This is a genomic window from Mixta tenebrionis (assembly GCF_006517625.1).
Classification (GTDB): Bacteria; Pseudomonadota; Gammaproteobacteria; order Enterobacterales; family Enterobacteriaceae; genus Mixta; species Mixta tenebrionis.
Genome location: NZ_VHQI01000014.1, coordinates 18,194 through 37,269, shown reverse-complemented (window position 1 = coordinate 37,269; position 19,076 = coordinate 18,194). Strand labels below are relative to the sequence as shown.

At 55.9% G+C, this 19,076-nt stretch carries 18 protein-coding genes; 10 read left to right on the top strand and 8 right to left on the bottom strand.

The genetic code is table 11. The features are described 5' to 3' along the window. Positions 1-37: 37 nt before the first annotated feature. Entirely contained in the window at positions 38-1,084 is a 1,047-nt protein-coding gene (locus FKM52_RS18520) for an AbrB family transcriptional regulator (RefSeq protein ID WP_141177642.1), read from the top strand. Here FKM52_RS18520 and rarD read toward each other — a convergent pair. Further along, positions 1,064-1,963 (bottom strand): EamA family transporter RarD, encoded by a 900-nt coding sequence (gene rarD / locus FKM52_RS18515; RefSeq protein WP_141177641.1) that lies wholly within the window; start codon positions 1,961-1,963, stop codon positions 1,064-1,066. The genes FKM52_RS18520 and rarD overlap by 21 nt on opposite strands. Positions 1,964-2,026: 63 nt before the next feature. Then, positions 2,027-2,497 carry a thioesterase family protein gene (locus FKM52_RS18510; RefSeq protein WP_141177640.1) on the bottom strand — a complete coding sequence of 157 codons (471 nt, stop codon included), beginning with the start codon at positions 2,495-2,497 and terminating at the stop codon, positions 2,027-2,029. A 180-nt stretch (positions 2,498-2,677) separates the two neighbouring features. On the opposite strand from FKM52_RS18510, the gene pldA reads away from it, so the two are divergent. The 3 genes from pldA to rhtC all read left to right on the top strand — a co-directional run bounded on the left by pldA (position 2,678) and on the right by rhtC (position 6,230). Beyond that, complete coding sequence (pldA, locus tag FKM52_RS18505; RefSeq protein WP_141177639.1) at positions 2,678-3,553, top strand: phospholipase A; 876 nt, start codon at positions 2,678-2,680, stop codon at positions 3,551-3,553. A gap of 102 nt (positions 3,554-3,655) precedes the next feature. Next, positions 3,656-5,482 (top strand): ATP-dependent DNA helicase RecQ, encoded by a 1,827-nt coding sequence (recQ, locus tag FKM52_RS18500; protein ID WP_141177638.1) that lies wholly within the window; start codon positions 3,656-3,658, stop codon positions 5,480-5,482. 121 nt (positions 5,483-5,603) lie between these two features. Then, positions 5,604-6,230, top strand: a complete 627-nt coding sequence (rhtC, locus tag FKM52_RS18495) for a threonine export protein RhtC (protein WP_141177637.1) — start codon at positions 5,604-5,606, stop codon at positions 6,228-6,230. Positions 6,231-6,573: 343 nt separating this feature from the next. On the opposite strand, the gene rhtB is transcribed toward rhtC, so the two are convergent. Continuing rightward, the gene (gene rhtB, locus FKM52_RS18490) at positions 6,574-7,197 is read right to left on the bottom strand and encodes a homoserine/homoserine lactone efflux protein (RefSeq protein WP_141177636.1); all 624 of its coding nucleotides are present in this window, start codon (positions 7,195-7,197) and stop codon (positions 6,574-6,576) included. 100 nt (positions 7,198-7,297) lie between these two features. Here rhtB and pldB point away from each other — a divergent pair, with 100 nt between their 5' ends. The 3 genes from pldB (at position 7,298) to FKM52_RS18475 (ending at position 10,090) form a co-directional block, all read left to right on the top strand. Next, positions 7,298-8,290, top strand: a complete 993-nt coding sequence (gene pldB / locus FKM52_RS18485; protein WP_141177635.1) for a lysophospholipase L2 — start codon at positions 7,298-7,300, stop codon at positions 8,288-8,290. A 48-nt stretch (positions 8,291-8,338) separates the two neighbouring features. Continuing rightward, a complete protein-coding gene (yigL, locus tag FKM52_RS18480) occupies positions 8,339-9,136 on the top strand; it encodes a sugar/pyridoxal phosphate phosphatase YigL (RefSeq protein WP_141177634.1) in 798 nt (265 codons plus the stop codon). Positions 9,137-9,514: 378 nt separating this feature from the next. After that, complete coding sequence (locus FKM52_RS18475) at positions 9,515-10,090, top strand: Ail/Lom family outer membrane beta-barrel protein (protein ID WP_141177633.1); 576 nt, start codon at positions 9,515-9,517, stop codon at positions 10,088-10,090. 94 nt (positions 10,091-10,184) lie between these two features. Here FKM52_RS18475 and glpT read toward each other — a convergent pair whose 3' ends face one another. After that, complete coding sequence (glpT, locus tag FKM52_RS18470) at positions 10,185-11,525, bottom strand: glycerol-3-phosphate transporter (protein WP_141177632.1); 1,341 nt, start codon at positions 11,523-11,525, stop codon at positions 10,185-10,187. A gap of 358 nt (positions 11,526-11,883) precedes the next feature. On the opposite strand from glpT, the gene FKM52_RS18465 reads away from it, so the two are divergent. Then, positions 11,884-12,729 (top strand): carboxylate/amino acid/amine transporter, encoded by an 846-nt coding sequence (locus FKM52_RS18465; protein ID WP_141177631.1) that lies wholly within the window; start codon positions 11,884-11,886, stop codon positions 12,727-12,729. Between the two features lie 38 nt (positions 12,730-12,767). On the opposite strand, the gene FKM52_RS18460 is transcribed toward FKM52_RS18465, so the two are convergent. The 3 genes from FKM52_RS18460 to metR all read right to left on the bottom strand — a co-directional run bounded on the left by FKM52_RS18460 (position 12,768) and on the right by metR (position 14,529). Further along, positions 12,768-13,016: a hypothetical protein gene (locus FKM52_RS18460; protein WP_141177630.1), complete on the bottom strand. Its 249-nt coding sequence runs from the start codon at positions 13,014-13,016 to the stop codon at positions 12,768-12,770. Positions 13,017-13,155: 139 nt separating this feature from the next. Then, on the bottom strand, positions 13,156-13,404 hold the full coding sequence (locus FKM52_RS18455) for a hypothetical protein (protein ID WP_141177629.1): 249 nt from the start codon (positions 13,402-13,404) through the stop codon (positions 13,156-13,158). 201 nt (positions 13,405-13,605) lie between these two features. After that, positions 13,606-14,529 carry an HTH-type transcriptional regulator MetR gene (gene metR, locus FKM52_RS18450; protein WP_141177628.1) on the bottom strand — a complete coding sequence of 308 codons (924 nt, stop codon included), beginning with the start codon at positions 14,527-14,529 and terminating at the stop codon, positions 13,606-13,608. 226 nt (positions 14,530-14,755) lie between these two features. Between metR and metE the strand changes: the two genes are divergently transcribed. Then, positions 14,756-17,026, top strand: coding sequence for a 5-methyltetrahydropteroyltriglutamate--homocysteine S-methyltransferase (gene metE, locus FKM52_RS18445; protein WP_141177627.1), 2,271 nt, complete (start codon positions 14,756-14,758; stop codon positions 17,024-17,026). Between the two features lie 111 nt (positions 17,027-17,137). Here the strand turns inward: metE and FKM52_RS18440 are convergent, their stop codons facing one another. Beyond that, the gene (locus FKM52_RS18440) at positions 17,138-17,974 is read right to left on the bottom strand and encodes a dienelactone hydrolase family protein (RefSeq protein WP_141177626.1); all 837 of its coding nucleotides are present in this window, start codon (positions 17,972-17,974) and stop codon (positions 17,138-17,140) included. Between the two features lie 278 nt (positions 17,975-18,252). Between FKM52_RS18440 and udp the strand changes: the two genes are divergently transcribed. Then, entirely contained in the window at positions 18,253-19,017 is a 765-nt protein-coding gene (udp, locus tag FKM52_RS18435; RefSeq protein ID WP_141177625.1) for a uridine phosphorylase, read from the top strand. Positions 19,018-19,076 lie beyond the last annotated feature (59 nt).

Genomic DNA, 19,076 nt, shown 5'->3' with positions numbered 1-19,076 from the left:
CCTTGTGGTTTTCAACCAGCTGTGACCGCGCTGCATAATGGAACACCTCTCAACCAGGCTGCAATGGGCTCTCCTGCTTGGCACATCCCTGCTGCTGGGCTTTCTGCTGCAATATTTTCACGTTCCGGCTGCGCTGTTGCTGGGACCGATGATCGTCGGCGTCACCATGGGGCTGCTGGGAAGCACGCTGCGTATCAGTAAGCGGCTGTTTATTCTCTGTCAGGCCGTGCTGGGCTGCATGATTGGCCAGAGCCTTGCGCCTGCGGTAATGGATACCTTACTTAGCGACTGGCCGGTAGTGCTGGCGGTGCTGCTGATGACGCTGGCGGCCAGCGGTCTGTCGGGTTTTCTGCTGGTGCGCTACAGCGAACTGCCGGGGCCGACCGGCGCCTGGGGCTCCTCGCCTGGCGGCGCGTCGGCAATGGTGGCGATGGCGGGCGACTACGGCGCCGATGTCCGTCTGGTGGCGTTTATGCAATATTTACGCGTGCTGTTTGTCGCGACGGCGGCGGCGGTAGTGGCGCGTATTGGGCTGGGCGACAACGCGCAGGGCGCGACCGCGCTGCAGTGGTTTCCCGCGCTGGATATGCGCTTTGCGGCTACGCTGGGGGTGATGTTGCTGGGCGCCTTTTTAGGCCAGCGCTTTCGCATTCCCTCCGGCGCGCTGCTGCTGCCGGCGCTGCTGGGCGCAACGCTGCAGAGCAGCGGTACGCTAATGCTGCAGCTGCCGGAATGGCTGCTGGCCGCCGCCTATGCGCTGATTGGCTGGACGGTGGGGTTGCGTTTTACCCGCCCGATTTTCCGCCTGGCGCTGCGCACGCTGCCGCAGATGCTGGCCGCCATCTTCGGGCTGATGCTGCTTTGCGGCGGTATGGCGTGGCTGCTGACGAAACTGCTGCCGATTGATTTAATGACCGCCTATCTGGCAACCAGCCCTGGCGGGCTGGATACCGTGGCGATTATTGCCGCAGGCAGCCGGGTCGATATGTCATTTGTGATGGCGATGCAAACCCTGCGGCTGTTTGCCATTTTAATCACCGGCCCGGCGCTGGCGCGCTTTATTTCACGCTTTGCGCGTTCGTGAACGGCGCAGCGTATACAGCGCATCGACGATAAACAGCGCCAGCGCCAGCCAGATAAAGCCGAAGGTAATCGCCTTGTCGGGCGTCATCACTTCGCCATAGAACACCACCGCCAGCAGAAACATCAGCGTTGGCCCCAGATACTGGAAAAAGCCCAGCGTTGAGAGGCGCAGGCGCGTAGCGGCGGCGGTAAACAGCATCAGCGGAATGGTGGTAACGATACCGGCAGCAATCAGCAGTAGATTGAGGGTGGCGGCGTTCTGCGTTAAATGGCTGGTTGAGCTATCGGCAATGCCGAACAGATAAAGTGACGCCAGCGGCAGCAGCCACAGCGTTTCGAACAGCATGCCGCTTTGCGCATCTACCGCGATTTTTTTGCGCGCCAGGCCGTAAAGCGAAAAGCTCATCGCCAGACCGAGCGCGATAATCGGCAGCGAACCAAACTTCCACAGCTGCACCAGCACGCCGCAGGTCGCCAGCAGAACCGCCACCCACTGCATCCGGCGAAAGCGCTCGCCTAAAAACAGCATGCCTATCACTACGTTAAGCAGCGGGTTGATAAAATAGCCGAGGCTCGCTTCCAGCATATGATGATTATTCACCGCCCAAATAAACAGCAGCCAGTTACCGCCTACCAGCGTGGCCGAAACGGCCAGCAGCAGCACCTTTTTCGGCTGGCGCACTACGGTTTTTACCCGGCTCCAGCTGCGGCTAACGGTGATCAGCATCAGCATAAACAGCGCTGACCAGATAACGCGGTGCGTCATAATTTCGCCCGCTGGGACCTGCTCAATCAATTTGAAATAGGCCGGTGCGATGCCCCAGATAAAATAGGCGCCTAACGCGCAGAAAATGCCCTGGCGTGTTTGTTGTGTCTCCATCACTTTTTTGGTCTCAGCTGTAAAAGCGCCATTTTAAAGGAAAAGCGAGCGCCGCGGTGAAAATTAGCCCACCAGGTAGGTTGCGGTGGCGCTGGCGATATGTACGCCAGCATCGTTATGCAGCTCAACGCGCGCCACGGCCACTTTATTGCCGGCGCGCAGCAAACTACTGGCGGCGATAAAATGCTCACCGCGTCCGGGACGTAAATAATCGACGCGCAAATCGATGGTGCCCATCCGCGACAGACGCTGGCGTAGCGTCTGTTCGGTAAGGTTCTCCTGGCGCGTCAGGGAACTGCTGACGCAAACCAGCCCGGCGGCCACGTCCAGAATAGAGGCAATGGCGCCGCCGTGCAGGATCTGTTGCGCCGCGTTGCCGACCAGCATGGTTTTATTGGCGAAACGCAGCTCGGCATAGTCGGATTCAAGCCGCACCAGCTCCAGCCCCAGCGCCTGGTTAAAAGGCATCTGACGGACAAAAATTTCGCCGATAAGCTGGCGGGCCGCGGTTTGCTGCAACTGAGTCTCTGACATAAAAGGTTTTTCCTGACGCAGGGAGATAAAGATGCCGTAATGTTAACAATTTGTACATTTTAAACTGCGGGAAAAGTGCTTTCTATTTTAAGAAAACAGCGCTGATCCCATTATGGGATTGTGTGTAGAATGGCCTGCTTTTTTAGTTACTATTTACACAGCGTATCACCGGAGAAGACTATGCGTATGCTAAGAGGATTAGTGGTAGCTTTGTTATTGCCCGCTTTCGCACAGGCTCAGCAAGCTACTGTCAGGGAAGTGCATGATGCGCCTGCGGTGCGCGGCAGTATTATCGCTAACCTGCTGGAAAAACATGATAATCCCTTCGTGCTTTATCCTTATGAGAGCAACTATTTGCTCTATACCTGGACCAGCGATATGAATAAGGAAGCCATTGATTCCTATGAATGGAGCAACAGCGCAAAGAAAGATGAGGTGAAATTCCAGCTTAGCCTGGCGTTTCCGCTCTGGCGCGGCATTCTGGGCGATAACTCCGTGTTGGCCGCTTCCTATACGCAGCGCTCCTGGTGGCAGCTTTCAAACCGCGGCGCCTCGTCGCCCTTCCGTGAAACTAACTATGAACCACAAATTTTCCTTGGCTGGGCGACGGATTACACTTTTGCCGGCTGGACCCTACGTGACGTGGAGCTGGGCCTGAACCATGAGTCGAACGGACGTTCCGATCCGACCTCGCGTAGCTGGAACCGCGTCTATGCGCGGCTGATGGCGGAAAACGGCAATTTCCTTGTGGAAATTAAGCCCTGGTATCGCCTGCCGGAAAGCGCGAGCGATGATGATAACCCTGACATTACCAAATACATGGGTTACTATCGCGCCAGGCTGGGTTATCGCGTAGGCGACAGCATCTTCAGCCTGCAGGGCAACTATAACTGGAACAGCGGTTACGGCGGCGCACAGCTGGGCTGGAGCTACCCGATTACCGAGCATGTCCGGTTCTATACTCAGGTATTCAGTGGTTACGGCGAATCGTTAATCGATTATAATCATCGCCAGACGCGCGTCGGCGTTGGCGTAACGTTAAACGATCTGTTCTGATTCAGGCCCGCGCGGCGGGTCTGCCACACAGCAACTGTCTCTTCGGGCGGCTATCAATCCCGCCCGTCACCATCATCAAATAGAGTGCAATACGGGGAAGACGTGTCTACGGCGGCAGTAATTAATCACGAAGCGCTGGCGGAGCAGGTATTACGCGATACCTTCGGCTATCAGCAGTTTCGCCCCGGTCAGCAAGCCATCATTCAGGCCTCGCTCAGCGGGCGGGATTGTCTGGTGGTGATGCCCACCGGCGGCGGGAAATCGCTCTGTTATCAGATTCCGGCTCTGCTGCGCGATGGCCTGACGCTGGTCGTTTCGCCGCTGATTTCGCTGATGAAAGATCAGGTGGATCAGCTGCTGGCGAACGGCGTTGCGGCGGCGTGTCTGAATTCGACGCAAACGCGCGAAGAGCAGCAGGCGGTAATGGCGGGCTGTCGTCGCGGCGAAGTGCGTCTGCTCTACATCGCCCCTGAACGCCTGATGATGGACAACTTCCTCGATACGCTGATGCACTGGCAGCCGGCAATGCTGGCGGTGGACGAAGCGCACTGTATTTCGCAGTGGGGCCACGATTTTCGCCCGGAGTATGGCGCGCTGGGCCAGCTGCGTCAGCGCTTCCCGGCACTGCCGGTCATGGCGCTGACGGCGACCGCCGATGAAACCACGCGTAACGATATTGTCCGGCTGCTGCAGCTTGAGGATCCGCTGATTCAAATCAGCAGCTTTGACCGGCCTAACATTCGCTACATGCTGGTGGAAAAATTTAAGCCGACCGAGCAGCTGCTGCGCTACGTGCAGGATCAGCGCGGCAAAAGCGGCATTATCTATTGCAACAGCCGCGCTAAGGTGGAAGATACGGCGGCGCGCCTGCAAAGCCGCGGCCTGAGCGTCGGCGCTTACCATGCGGGTATGGAAAACGCCCATCGCGCTCAGGTGCAGGAAGCTTTTCAGCGCGACGATCTGCAAATCGTGGTGGCTACCGTCGCCTTCGGTATGGGCATCAATAAACCTAACGTGCGCTTTGTGGTGCATTTCGATATTCCGCGCAATATCGAATCCTATTATCAGGAAACCGGGCGCGCCGGGCGTGACGGCCTGCCTGCCGAGGCGATGCTGCTTTACGATCCGGCGGATATGGCCTGGCTGCGTCGCTGCCTGGAAGAAAAGGCGCCGGGCCCGCTGCAGGATATCGAGCGCCATAAGCTGAATGCGATGGGCGCGTTTGCCGAAGCGCAAACCTGCCGACGTCTGGTGCTGCTCAACTATTTCGGCGAAGGCCGCCAGCAGCCGTGCGGCAACTGCGATATCTGTCTCGATCCGCCGCGACGCTATGATGGTCTGGTTGAAGCGCAAAAGGCGCTGTCCACCATCTACCGCGTCGGTCAGCGCTTCGGGATGGGCTACGTGGTTGAAGTGTTGCGCGGCGCCAGCAGCCAGCGTATTCGCGATTTAGGTCACGATAAGCTGCCGGTTTACGGTATCGGCCGCGAGCAGAGCCATGAGCACTGGATTAGCGTGCTGCGTCAGCTGATTCACCTGGGACTGGTCACACAAAATATTACGCTGCATTCGGCGCTGCAGCTCACCGAGGCGGCCCGGCCCATTCTGCGCGGCGAAGCGCCGTTGATGCTTGCCGTGCCGCGCCTGATAACGGTTAAAGCAAAATATAACAATCAGAAAAGCTACGGCGGAAACTATGACCGCAAGCTGTTCGCCAAACTGCGCAAGCTGCGTAAGGCCATTGCGGATGAAGAAAATATTCCGCCCTACGTGGTGTTTAACGACGCCACGCTGATTGAAATGGCTGAACAGATGCCGCTTACCGCTTCCGAGATGCTCAGCATCAACGGCGTAGGGCAGCGCAAGCTGGAGCGCTTCGGCAAGCCGTTTATGGTCATGATCCGTGAGCATGTCGACGGCGAAGAATAAACTTTTTCGTTGCCGCGCTGCTGCAAATAACGGATGAAACAAAAAGATTTTAGCGTAATAATCATCCTTACCTGAGAAAGCCAGCCGGCTTTCTCTCACCTTTTCCTGGCAAGGAAACAGTATGCTCGCGCTTTTTCTTACCGTGGCCGCAGTGCATTTAGTTGCGTTGATGAGTCCCGGACCTGATTTCTTTTTTGTGTCGCAAACCGCCGCCAGCCGCTCCCGTAAGGAAGCGATGCTGGGCGTAATGGGAATTACGCTGGGTATCGTTATCTGGGCGGGCGTCGCGCTGATGGGGCTGCACCTGATTCTGCAAAAAATGGCCTGGCTGCATGAAATCATCATGGTATGCGGCGGGCTCTATCTGACCTGGCTGGGCTGGCAGCTGCTGCGATCCGCGCGTCGGCAGCATCGCCAACCTGCAGTAAACGCCGAGCCGGAGGTGCAGCTGGCGAAAAAGGGACACAGTTTCCTGAAGGGCTTTCTGACCAATCTTTCCAATCCCAAAGCGGTAATCTATTTCGGCAGCGTGTTCTCGCTGTTTGTCGGCGACGATGTTGCGGCAGGGGCGCGCTGGGGATTGTTTGTGCTGATTATCAGCGAAACCTTCGCCTGGTTTACGCTGGTAGCGGCAGTGTTCGCGCTGCCGTGGGTACGTCGTCAGTATCAGCGCCTGGCGAAGTGGATTGATGGTATGGCGGGGGTGTTGTTTGCCGGATTCGGTATCCATCTGATCCTCTCCCGCTGAGGGCGGCCTGGCTTACCTGCTATTTGCGGTGAATTCCTGGCAGAGGCAGCTGCGCCAGGGAAGCGGCATGCGCTGAAGCCAGGGAGGCGGGGTCAGGCAGGGGAGTAAAGCCTCCGCGTCATGGATGACGCGGCGGAGCCTCCAGGGACGGATTAACGGCGACTTTACGGACCCGCCTGTCCCCGCTGACCGCAAACAGAAGCTGGCCAACGAGCCGCTGACCGGAAGCCGCAGCCCGCACACAGAAGCCAGCCGCCTGCCCCGCTAACCGGAATCCACAAACATAGGCAGAAGCCAAACAGCGCGCCGCTAAATGTAACCCGCTGCCGGAAGCGCAAGATCCCTACGCTACGCGCCGTGCTGATGCCAGCAGCGCACCGACGGCAATAAACAACCCGCCAAAAATGCGGTTCAGCAACTTCATCTGTTGCGGACCTTTAATCCAGGCGGCGATACGCGTTGCCAGCGCGGCATAGCCAATCATCACCATAATATCGACGACAATAGTCGTTGCACCCAACACCAGATACTGCATCGCCTGTGGCTGATGCGGTATCACAAACTGCGGAAACAGCGCGGCCAGAAAAATAATGCTCTTCGGATTGGTCAAATTCACCAGCACGGCGCGCTGAAACAGACGGCGGCGCGGCATAGCGCGCGAAACCGCATCCAGATTAATCGCTCCGGCAGCCCGCCATTGCTGAATACCCAGCCAGATAAGATAGGCCGCGCCCGCCCATTTCAGCACCTCAAACGCCAGCAGGGATCGGGAAAACAGTGCGCCCAACCCTACGCCTACCAGCATAATATGTAACCCCAGCCCCACCTGCAGGCCGGCAATAGAAGCTGCTGCGCCACGATAGCCGTGGCTGATGCCGGTACTCATGGTATTTATCGCGCCGGAGCCGGGCGACAGGCTAAGAACCAGCGTGGTTAACAAATAGGTCAGCCACCATTCGGTAGTCATGGGTAACGCTCCCTGAACGCGCAGAATTGTGCCACAATACGCCATTGCCAGCGGTTGCGCTATGGCGGCAGTTTACTGGAGGGTTTAAAGGAGTCGAGCCATGACCAGCCATATAAAACAGTGGCCAACGCGAGAGCAGGCGTTTACCGCTTTTGCCACCGGGCCGCTGCTTGATTTCTGGCGCCAGCGTGAGGAGAGCGAGTTTGCCGGCGTTGACGCTGTACCGATCCGCTACGTGCGTTTCACCTCTCCGCAGCATGATAAAGTCATTGTAATAGTGCCGGGACGTATCGAAAGCTACGTCAAATATCCAGAACTGGCCTACGATCTTTGGCACTGCGGTTATGATATCGTAATCCTCGATCATCGCGGTCAGGGCCGATCCGGACGGCTGCTGAAAGATGCGCACCTTGGTCACGTAACATGCTTTGAGCACTATGTTGATGACTTAGAAACGCTCTGCCAGCACCTTAATCTGGCCGGAAGCTACCGGCGTCGCTATGCGCTGGCGCACTCGATGGGCGGCGCGATTTTAACGCTGCTGCTGGCCCGGCAGCCGACGATATTCGATGCGGTAGTCCTCTCTTCACCCATGTTTGGCATCTACCTGCCGATGCCTGCCTGGATGGCGCACCGCATCCTCAACTGGGCGGAAAAACGTCCGGCGGTGCGCGATGGCTATGCGCTGGGAACCGGGCGCTGGCGCGCGCATCCGTTCAGCCTCAACGGATTAACCCACAGCCGCGAGCGCTATAAACGCAATCTGCGCTTCTATGCGGACGAGCCGGCGCTGCGCGTCGGCGGCCCCAGCTATCACTGGGTGCGTGAAGGTCTCCATGCGGGTCAGAGCATTCTGAGCAAGGCGGCAACCATTACCACGCCGCTGCTGCTGCTGCAGGCTGAAGAAGAGCGGGTAGTGGATAACCGCTCGCAGGATCTGTTCTGCGCGGCGATGTCCGCCGCTGGGCACCCCTGCGAGGGCGGAAAGCCCAAAGTTATTGCCGGCGCGCGTCACGAGATCCTGTTTGAAAAAGACGCCATGCGCGCCGAGGCGCTACATGCCATCGTCGATTTTTTCGAACGGCATCATTAAGTTGCACTACTCAGACCGTTACCACATCCTTCGATACCAGAGGTTTGCATGTACCACGTTGTCGCTTCCGATTTGGATGGCACCCTGCTTTCACCCGAACACCGTTTAACACCTTATACCAAAGAGACGCTGCGGCTGCTAACCGCACGCGGCGTACACTTTGTCTTTGCTACCGGACGTCATCACGTTGATGTCGCGCAAATGCGTGATAACCTGGAAATTGAGGCCTACATGATCACCTCTAACGGCGCGCGCGTACACAACACCGCCGGCGAGCTGATTTTCAGCCATAACCTGGATGAGGATATCGCCCACGATCTCTATGCTCTGAAACATGACGATCCCGATATCCTCACCAACGTCTATCGTAATGATGACTGGTTCCTTAACCGCCATCACCCGGACGAAGAGCGTTATTTCCAGGAATCGGTATTCCGCTATCAGGTTTATCAGCCGGGTCTGCTGCCAACCGATGGCATCAGCAAAGTCTTTTTTATTAGCGACGAGCCGGAAAAACTGGTGCCGCTGGAAGAGGCGATCGTGGCGCGCTGGGGCGATCGGGTTAACGTTAGCTTCTCTTTGCCAACCTGTCTGGAAGTGATGGCGGGCGGCGTTTCCAAAGGCCATGCGCTGGAAGAAGTGGCAAAACTGCTGGGTTATTCGCTGCAGTCCTGTATTGCCTTTGGCGACGGCATGAATGATAAAGAAATGCTGATTATGGCGGGAAAGGGCTACATTATGCGCAACGCGCATCAGCGCCTGAAAGATCTGCTGCCGGAGATGGAAGTTATCGGCAGTAATCTTGAGGATGCCGTACCCCATAAGCTGCGCGAGCTGTTTCTCTGATAACTGTGCCGGGCGGCATGGCACGCCGCCTGCTACCTGCGTCGCTAACGAGAGGTTATCTGCCGTTTGCGCCGGCGCGCTGTACATTATGAATAATGCATTATAGTCTAACCGCCAGCACGAAAATATTTATTTGCCTGCCAGCTAATAAATACGTACTTTATGATCGGTATTAAAAGCTTCTATTAAGTATCGAATATAATCTCTGCGAGGATTTCCCGAATAAAATAGTAATTCTTCTATTGAGCTGTTTTATAAGGTATCGGCGTGATGTATCAATCTGGCGCGGAACGCTAAGGTTTTGTGTTTTATTTAATGATGATAGCAGCGCGTCTGTTTTAATTATGTACAATTTAAACTTTTGATAAGGAATTCAAAATGAAAAAGTTATCTTTAGCTCTCTTGCTGGCGGCTGCGACGTTAAGCGGCTCAGCGCTGGCCGAATACCAGTCGGTAACGGTAGGCTACGCGCAAAGCAAAGTAGAAGATTTCAAAAACATTCGCGGTGTCAACCTGCAATATCGCTATGAATTCGATGATATGGTCGGCGTAATGGCCTCTTTTAGCTATATGAAAAATAGCGAGCTTAAAGGAGGTAAAGATACAGGCTATGAGCAGGGTTATGAGATTTCCCGCAGCCGCAACGCCGATATGAAATATTATTCCGTGCTGGTTGGTCCAACATTTCGTCTGAATGATTATGTCTCACTGTACGCGCTGGGCGGGCTGGCCCATACCAAAGCAGAATTAAATGATACGTGGAATATTATCAATATTTATGAATTAGAATCAAAAAGCTCTGAAAAATCGTCCGCTTTTGCCTATGGGTTAGGCGTAATCATTAATCCGACGGCAGCGCTTTCAATTAGTCTGGGCTATGAAGGCACAGAAACTGACTTCGGAAAAAAGTATTCCATCAATGGGTTTAACATTGGGTTAGGATACAATTTCTGATAATGAAGGAGAGCGGTTGCGCTCTCCCCGTCATACCGCTTTCCCCATCATCGGCTGGCTGAATATCTTCAGTCGCGATGATGGATGCCTGGGTTTATGTTAGCTGCTGCTTGTGCTGCTTTTCACTCAGCATGGTTAACAACAGCAGAATAACCGCCAGCACGCAGCCGCCGATCATCACCAGAAAACCACCGTCCCAGCCGAAATAGTCGACGGTGTAGCCGACAATGGCGCTGGCCGCGACGGAGCCGCCAAGATAACCAAACAACCCGGTAAAACCGGCAGCGGTGCCTGCCGCTTTTTTCGGCGCCAGCTCCAGCGCGTGCAGCCCTATCAGCATTACCGGGCCATAAATCAGAAAGCCGATAACGATCATACAGGCCATATCGATGCCGGGGTTACCCACCGGATTGAGCCAGTAAATTACGGTAGCAATGGTCACCAGCACCATAAAGAAAACGCCGGTTGCGCCGCGATTGCCCCGAAATACCTTATCCGACATCCAGCCGCAGAGCAGCGTGCCGGGAATACCGGCATATTCATAGAGGAAGTAGGCCCAGGAGGATTTATCCAGCGCGAAATGTTTCACCTCTTTCAGATAGGTCGGCGACCAGTCCAGAATACCGTAGCGCAGCAGGTAGACAAAAACGTTGGCCAGCGCGATATACCATAGCAGCCTGTTCGGCAGAATATAGTGCATAAAAATCTGCTTCGCGGTGAGCTCCTGCTCGTGCGCTTCGCTGTAATCGGGCGGATAATCCTCTTTGTATTCTTCTACCGGCGGCAGGCCGCAGGATTGCGGCGTGTCGCGCATTAAGGCAAAAGCAAACAGCGCCACAAGGATGGCGGCAAAAGCGGGCATATAAAATGCCGCCCTCCAGTCATTAAACCAGGCCATACCCAGCAGAAACAGCAGGGGAGGAATGCCGCCGCCAACGTTGTGGGCGCAGTTCCAGACGGAAACAATGCCGCCGCGCTCTTTTTGCGACCACCAGTGCACCATAGTGCGTCCGCAGGGCGGCCAGCCCATGCCCTGAAACCAGCCGCAGATAAACAGCAGCGTAAACATCACCATAATGCTGGAGGTGGCCCAGGGCACAAAGCCCATTACCAGCATCACCGTCGCGGCCAGGATCAGACCTGCCGGCAGGAAAACCCGTGGATTGGAGCGATCGGAAACCGAACCCATAATAAATTTAGAAAAGCCGTAGGCAATAGAGATGCCGGAGAGGGCAAAACCTAAATCGCCGCGTGAAAATCCCTGCTCTACCAGGTAGGGCATAGCGAGAGCAAAATTTTTACGTACCAGGTAGTAAGCGGCATAGCCAAAAAATATCCCGAAAAAAATCTGCCAGCGCAGGCGGCGATAGAGCGGATCGATACTCTCCTCTGCGATACGAGATCGATGTTGTGCCGGCTTAAAAATGCTAAGCATAGAAAGGCCTCCGAAAGCGCGATGAATAAGTCCTTAATACTACGAAAAAAGCTTTTCCATCAGGTTATTGTGGAGCGCAAAGGATAACTAACGCCGTGCGGGCGGGTTGTGAAGAAAAACGCAAATGTTTCAATTTTATGACAGAGAGATCTTGTTCCTGTCACAAAAACGCTTTTTTAGTCAGGCATTCCCGCCTCCGGCTGCGAGCGACGGCAGAGCGCTATTCTCATTTTCGTATCTGGCGTGGATAAAGCACGCGCTAAATGGTCAAAATAAATACAGATGTCAACTAAATACGCGCGGAGGATCGCTGTCGTTCCGTTACAATAGGGGACTGTTTAACCATCAGGTGCGTTACGTGACATTACTGATTATCACCACCGTTTTGTGGGCTTTCTCTTTTAGCCTGATTGGCGTTTATCTGGCGGGCCAGGTTGATAGCGTCTTTGCCGTACTGGTGCGTCTGGGGCTGGCCGCGTTGGTTTTTCTGCCATTTTTACGCTGGCGCGGCTATCGGATTTCCACGCTGCTGCTTTATATGCTGGCGGGCATGATGCAGCTGGGCATTATGTATTTGCTCAGTTTTGAAGCCTATCTCTATCTCAGCGTACAGGAGCTGCTGCTCTTTACCGTTATGACGCCGCTGTATATCACGCTGATTTACGATCTGATGAGCCGGCGAGGCATTCGTCCTGGCTATGCGCTTAGCGCGCTGCTGGCGGTAGTGGGCGCGGCGATCATTCGCTACGATCATCTGAGCGAACACTTCTGGACGGGCCTGATCCTGGTTCAGCTGGCTAACCTCAGTTTCGCTATTGGCATGGTGGGCTATAAGCGGCTGCAGGAAACGCGGCCGATGCCGCAGCATACCGCCTTTTCATGGTTTTATATCGGCGCGCTGCTGGCGGCGGTTATTGCCTGGTTTTTATGGGGAAATCCGCAAAAGCTTCCCGTCACGTCCGTGCAATGGGGAATTCTGGTTTGGCTGGGGATAGTTGCGTCCGGGCTGGGTTATTTCATGTGGAACTATGGCGCGACGCAGGTTGACGCCGGAACGCTGGGGATTATGAATAACATGCATGTACCAGCAGGCCTGTTGGTAAATCTGGCTATCTGGCAGGAACAGCCGGACTGGCCGCCTTTTATTATCGGCGGAGGGCTGATCATCGCGTCACTGTGGTTTCATCGACGCTGGGTGCGCTGAACAAATACCGGACTTTTCAAGGTCCGGTATTTTTTTAATTAGCCGAGAAGACGGCTCTGCAGATCACCAAAAGCTTTAGTGATGAAATCTTCGTAAGCTTTACCGATACGGCTGCCGAAATCTTTACCTACTTCTTTCGCAGTTTCGACATCATAACCTGTGTTGAATACTTTATTCAGCGCAGCAGTCATTTCACCGAAATACTGACTAAAAGCGTTTGAATACGCGTCCTGAATTTTACCAGCGCCGCTAACTTCCTGAACTTCAACAATTGATAATTCTTTCATTATTTATCCCTCTAAAAGTTAATACTTCCTTTGTGGGGAAATTTTTTCCCCGCAGGCAATTATGCTTTTTAACATTAAATGATCAATTAACTAAACTTCACGAAATAGTTAATGTTACAGACCCATTTAGTGCTGTAAATCAATTAAGAATACGGTCGCGAGCGCTGTCTAAAGCATCTTTAATCCAGTATTCTACGGCCTGTCCCAGATGGCTGCCGATGGTTTTACCCTGCTGTAAAGCTTCATCGTAGCTTTCTTCCAGCCCGATCTTACCAGCCATTTTTTTATTGAAATCACCAAACAGATCGCCAAATACTTTTGATAAGGCGTCCTCAATTTTTCCTGCACCGCTAACTTCGCTGATATCAACGATAGTTAATTCTTTCATTAATAATTCTCCATAACCGGTAGTTGTGTAAGGGAGAAAACTTTTCTCCATGAGGGATTATGCGGTACAAAAGATAAGGGTCAATTAATAAAGGGTTAGGGTTTAATTAATTTTGTTGAAGAAAAAAAATGGCATTTTTTCTAATAAGCAAAAGAATATCTTAACTTTCCCGCGGGCTCAGCTGCCATCGGGAAAGTAATTTTAGCTTACCGGCAATGGGTGGCATGAAGCATCGCGTACAAAAGGCAGGTGGTTACAGGCATGCAGGCGCGCTGAGCGAATAAAGGCGTCGATTACCGGCTGCCGCTGTTCTCCTTCGCGTACCGCTGCATACAGACGGCTCCATAAGCCGTCGCCAGGGGTTTTCGTCACAATCAGCCCCTGGCGTTCAAAGCTTTCCACCACCCAGTGCGGCAGCGCGGCAATGCCCATGCGCGCCGCCGCCATCTGTACCAGCAGCAGCGTATTATCCACGCTTTTCAACGTCGGGCTGACGCCGGCCGGCTGCAGGAAGTGCCGCCAGATATCCAGCCGCTGTCGCTGTACCGGATAGATCATTAACACTTCCTGCGCCAGATCCTCCGGGGTGATGGTTTTAGCCTGCGCCAGCGGATGATCCGGCGCCAGTACCAGACGCACTTCAAAATCGAACATCGGCACATAGTGCAGCCCGCTGCGCGGCAGGATATCGGAGGTCAGCACAATATCCAGCTCGCCCTGCTGCAGGGCAGGCTGCGGATCGAAGGTTACGCCCGATTTAAAATCCATCGCCACCTGCGGCCAGCTCTGGCGGAAGATATCCAGCGCAGGGGTCAGCCACTGAATGCAGCTGTGGCATTCAATAGCGATGCGTAGCGAGGTCTGGTGCGGCTCGTGGCAGGCCTGTAGCGCCTGCTGAATCTGCGGCAGTACCTGCTCTGCCAGCTGCAGCAAAATCTCGCCCTGCGGCGTAAAACGCAGCGGCTGGCTTTTGCGCACGAACAGGCGAAAACCGAGGCGCTGCTCCAGATCGCTGAACTGATGAGATAACGCCGATTGCGTCTGATGAAGCTGCGCCGCCGCCGCGGCCAGCGAGCCGGTATGCCTGAGAGCCTGCAGCGTTCGCAGATGCCTGATTTCGATCATGAGAGTCCTTCACATCGACAATGAACAATTTGCGCTTGAGGAATATACACTACCTGCAGATTATAGCGGTGTAAACATCTGGACGGCTAAACATCTTTACGTTTCGTCATTTTACGTTTGGGCGGCGTTTACGATTGATGAACCACGCCCGGTAGCGCAAGGCTGGCCGTACGTAAAATGACGGCGCCGTTAGCGCCAAATTAACAGGATTTGATGGAGAAACCGCATGACCATACTGAACCATACGCTTGGCTTCCCCCGCGTCGGCCTGCGCCGCGAACTGAAAAAAGCGCAGGAGAGCTACTGGGCCGGCAATATCAGCCAGCAGGAACTGCTGGCGGTGGGCCGCCAACTGCGCGCTCGTCACTGGCAGCAGCAGAAAGAAGCGGGCGTGGATATTGTGCCGGTGGGCGATTTCGCCTGGTACGATCATGTCCTGACCACCAGCCTGCTGCTTGGCAACGTCCCGGCGCGCCATCAGAATCGCGATGGTTCTGTCGATCTTGATACGCTGTTCCGCATCGGCCGCGGACGTGCGCCGACCGGCGAGCCCGCGGCGGCGGCGGAAATGACCAAATGGTTTAACACCAACTATCACTACATGGTGCCGGAGTTCACCAAAGGGCAACAGTTCCGTCTGGCGTGGCGGCAGCTGCTTGATGAGGTGGATGAAGCGCTGGCGCTGGGTCATAAAGTGAAGCCGGTGCTGCTGGGGCCGGTTACCTGGCTGTGGCTCGGCAAGGTAAAAGGCGAGCCGTTCGATCGTCTCAGCCTGCTGGAGGCGATCCTGCCGGTTTACCAGCAGGTGCTGGCGGAGCTGGCGCAGCGCGATATCGAGTGGGTGCAGATCGATGAACCGGCGCTGGTGCTGGAGCTGCCGCAGCCGTGGCTGGCCGCTTTCAGGCGCGCTTACCAGGCGCTGCAGGGTCACAGCAAGCTGCTGCTGACCACCTATTTTGACAGCATCGGACAGAATATCGACACCATCCGCGAGCTGCCGGTGCAGGGGCTGCATGTCGATCTGGTACACGGTAAAGATGATATCGCCAGCCTGAATGCGCAGCTGCCGGATTGCTGGCTGCTTTCGCTCGGCGTGATTAACGGACGCAATGTCTGGCGCGCCGATCTGAGCAGCTGGTTTGAGCGCCTGCAGCCGCTGACGACGCAGCGTCGGCAGCTCTGGATCGGCTCCTCCTGCTCGCTGCTGCACAGCCCGATCGATCTCAGCGCGGAAACCCGCCTGGATGATGAGGTAAAAAGCTGGTTCTCCTTTGCTCTACAGAAGTGCGGCGAGCTGGCGCTGCTGAGCAGGGCGTTAAATAACAACGATGCGGCCTCGCTGGAAGCCTGGAGCGCGCCGGTTCGCGCCCGCCGCCGCTCTTCACGCGTGCACAATGTCACGGTAGCGCAGCGTCTGGCGGCGATTAGCGCGCAGGACAGCAGACGTCAGAGCGGCTATGCCGAGCGCGCCAAAGCGCAGCGTCAACGCTTTAAGCTGCCGGACTGGCCGACCACCACTATCGGCTCCTTCCCGCAGACCACGGAGATTCGCGGCCTGCGCCTCGATTTCAAACAGGGGCGGCTGGACAGCAGCCACTATCGCACCGGCATCGCCGAACATATTAAGCAGGCGATCGTTGAGCAGGAGCGTCTGGGGCTGGACGTGCTGGTGCATGGCGAAGCCGAACGTAACGACATGGTGGAGTATTTCGGCGAGCATCTCGACGGCTTCGTCTTTACGCAAAACGGCTGGGTGCAGAGCTACGGCTCCCGCTGCGTGAAGCCGCCGGTTATTATCGGCGACGTCAGCCGTCCTGAGCCGATCACCGTGGAATGGGCGACATATGCGCAGTCGCTGACCGATAAGCCGGTTAAAGGGATGCTCACCGGGCCGGTCACCATTCTCTGCTGGTCTTTCCCGCGTGAGGATGTTTCACGCGAAACCATCGCCAGACAGATTGCGCTGGCGCTGCGTGACGAGGTGGCGGATCTGGAGAAAGCGGGTATCGGCATCATTCAGATTGATGAACCGGCATTGCGCGAAGGTCTGCCGCTGCGCCAGTCCGACTGGGCGGCCTATCTGAACTGGGCGGTGGAGGCGTTCCGGCTGAACGCGGCGGTGGCGCAGGATGAAACCCAGATCCATACCCATATGTGTTACTGCGAGTTCAACGACATTATGGATTCGATTGCCGCGCTGGATGCCGATGTGATTACTATTGAAACCTCGCGTTCCGATATGGAGCTGCTGGAATCGTTCGAAGAGTTTGACTATCCGAATGAAATCGGCCCCGGCGTATATGACATTCACTCGCCGAACGTGCCCGACGTTGAATGGATTGAGGCGCTGCTGCGCAAGGCGGCGAAGCGTATTCCGGTTGAGCGGCTGTGGGTTAACCCGGACTGCGGTCTGAAAACCCGCGGTTGGACCGAGACGCGCCTGGCGCTGGCGAATATGGTGCAGGCGGCGCGTAAGCTGCGGGCGGAAAAGGTGTAATTCACCCTGTGACCGCAGCGTTATTGACGGCGGATCGTTTTGCTCCGCCGTATGCCCGGCGCTGTCGGTTTGCCTGTTGTTCTGGGGCGTAATGCGCCCCTTTTCGCCGCCTCAGCGCGCAGGCTTAACGCCGTAGCGATGAAACCAGGCCAGCATCCGTCGCCAGCCGTCTTGCGCCGACGCCTGGTGATAGCTGGGCCGATAATCGGCGTTAAAGGCGTGACCCGCTTCCGGGTAAACCACGATTTCCGCCGTGGCGTCGGCATCCTTCAGCGCCTGACGCATGGTTTCCACGCTTTCTAATGGAATCCCTTCATCTTTCGCCCCGTACAGCCCCAACACCGGCGCAGTTAAATCGACGGCAATATCTACCGGATGGGAGGGCTGCTGCATGGTTTTTTCGCCGGTCAAACGCCCATACCAGGCGACGCCCGCTTTCAGCTGCGGATTATGCGCTGCATAAAGCCAGACAATGCGTCCGCCCCAGCAAAAACCGGTCATCGCCAGATTGCGCATATCGCCGCCGTGACGCGCCGCCCAGTTGGCAACGTGATCGAGATCGGCCAGCACTTGCGCATCAGGCACCTTGCTCACCAGCTGCTGAAACAGCTGCCCGATATCACTGTAGTCGTTGGGATCGCCCTGGCGGAAATAGAGTTCCGGCGCTACCGCCAGATAGCCTTCGGCCGCCAGCCGCCGGCAGATATCGCGGATGTGCTCATGCACGCCGAATATCTCCTGCACTACCAGCACCACCGGCAGCGGGCCTGCGGCGTTTTTAGGGCGGGCAAACCAGGCCGGCATATTTTCGCCCTGGGTATTGATAATGGCGTCGCCGCCTTCGATCGCCTCGCTGTCGGTGATGATAGCGGTAGCGGCGGCGGGCGATGCCGCAGGAGCGAACCCGCGATGACGCTCTTGCTGAGCCAGATGGTCTTGGTTTTTCATCGTTCTCTCCGTGCTGGTAGTAGCGCAATTCGCTAACTATAGTCAAAATCAGCTAAAGGCTCCGGCATGCGCCTTTGTCTTTTGTTTATATTTCTGTTGAATAAAACCGCACGGCAGGCGGCGGCAACGCGGCCACACGATCGATTTTAATGTGACTAAAATCACGTTATTTTATTTGTTAAATGTAATTTTCATTTTCACTAGTGATTCTCTTCACATATTTCCCGTAATGCTTGCCGTAGAGTAGGGAAATTAAACGATTTTTCTCAGGGGGATTAATGGCTCAGTCAGATGTGTTTCATTTAGGACTTACTAAAGCGGACCTGCAGGGCGCCACGCTGGCTATCGTGCCGGGCGATCCTGAGCGCGTAAAACGCATCGCCGCGCTGATGGATAATGCGCAGCATCTTGCCTCGCACCGTGAATTTACCAGCTGGCGCGCCGAGCTGGACGGTAAACCAGTGATTGTTTGTTCCACCGGCATCGGCGGCCCGTCAACCTCTATCGCCGTGGAAGAGCTGGCGCAGCTGGGCATCCGTACTTTCCTGCGCGTCGGCACCACCGGCGCTATTCAGCCCGATATTCAAGTGGGTGACGTGCTGGTAACCACGGCGGCGGTACGCCTGGATGGCGCCAGCCTGCACTTCGCGCCGATGGAGTTTCCTGCCGTCGCCGATTTCGCCTGTACCACCGCGCTGGTGGAAGCAGCGAAAGCCTCCGGCGCGACGCCGCATATCGGCGTTACCGCCTCCTCCGATACCTTCTATCCGGGGCAGGAGCGTTACGACACCTTCTCCGGCCGCGTCGTCAGCCGCTTCCAGGGTTCGATGAAAGAGTGGCAGCAGATGGGCGTGCTCAACTATGAGATGGAATCCGCTACGCTGCTGACTATGTGCGCCAGCCAGGGGCTGCGCGCCGGCATGGTGGCCGGAGTGATCGTGAACCGTACCCAGAAAGAGATTCCGGATGCGGCGACCATGAAGCAGACCGAAAGCAACGCGGTGGCGATTGTAGTTGATGCCGCGCGTCGCCTGCTGGCGTGATCCTCAGGGCCGACGCGCCGTCGGCCCGTTTTTAGCTGGACATTCCTGAGGTGCGCCTC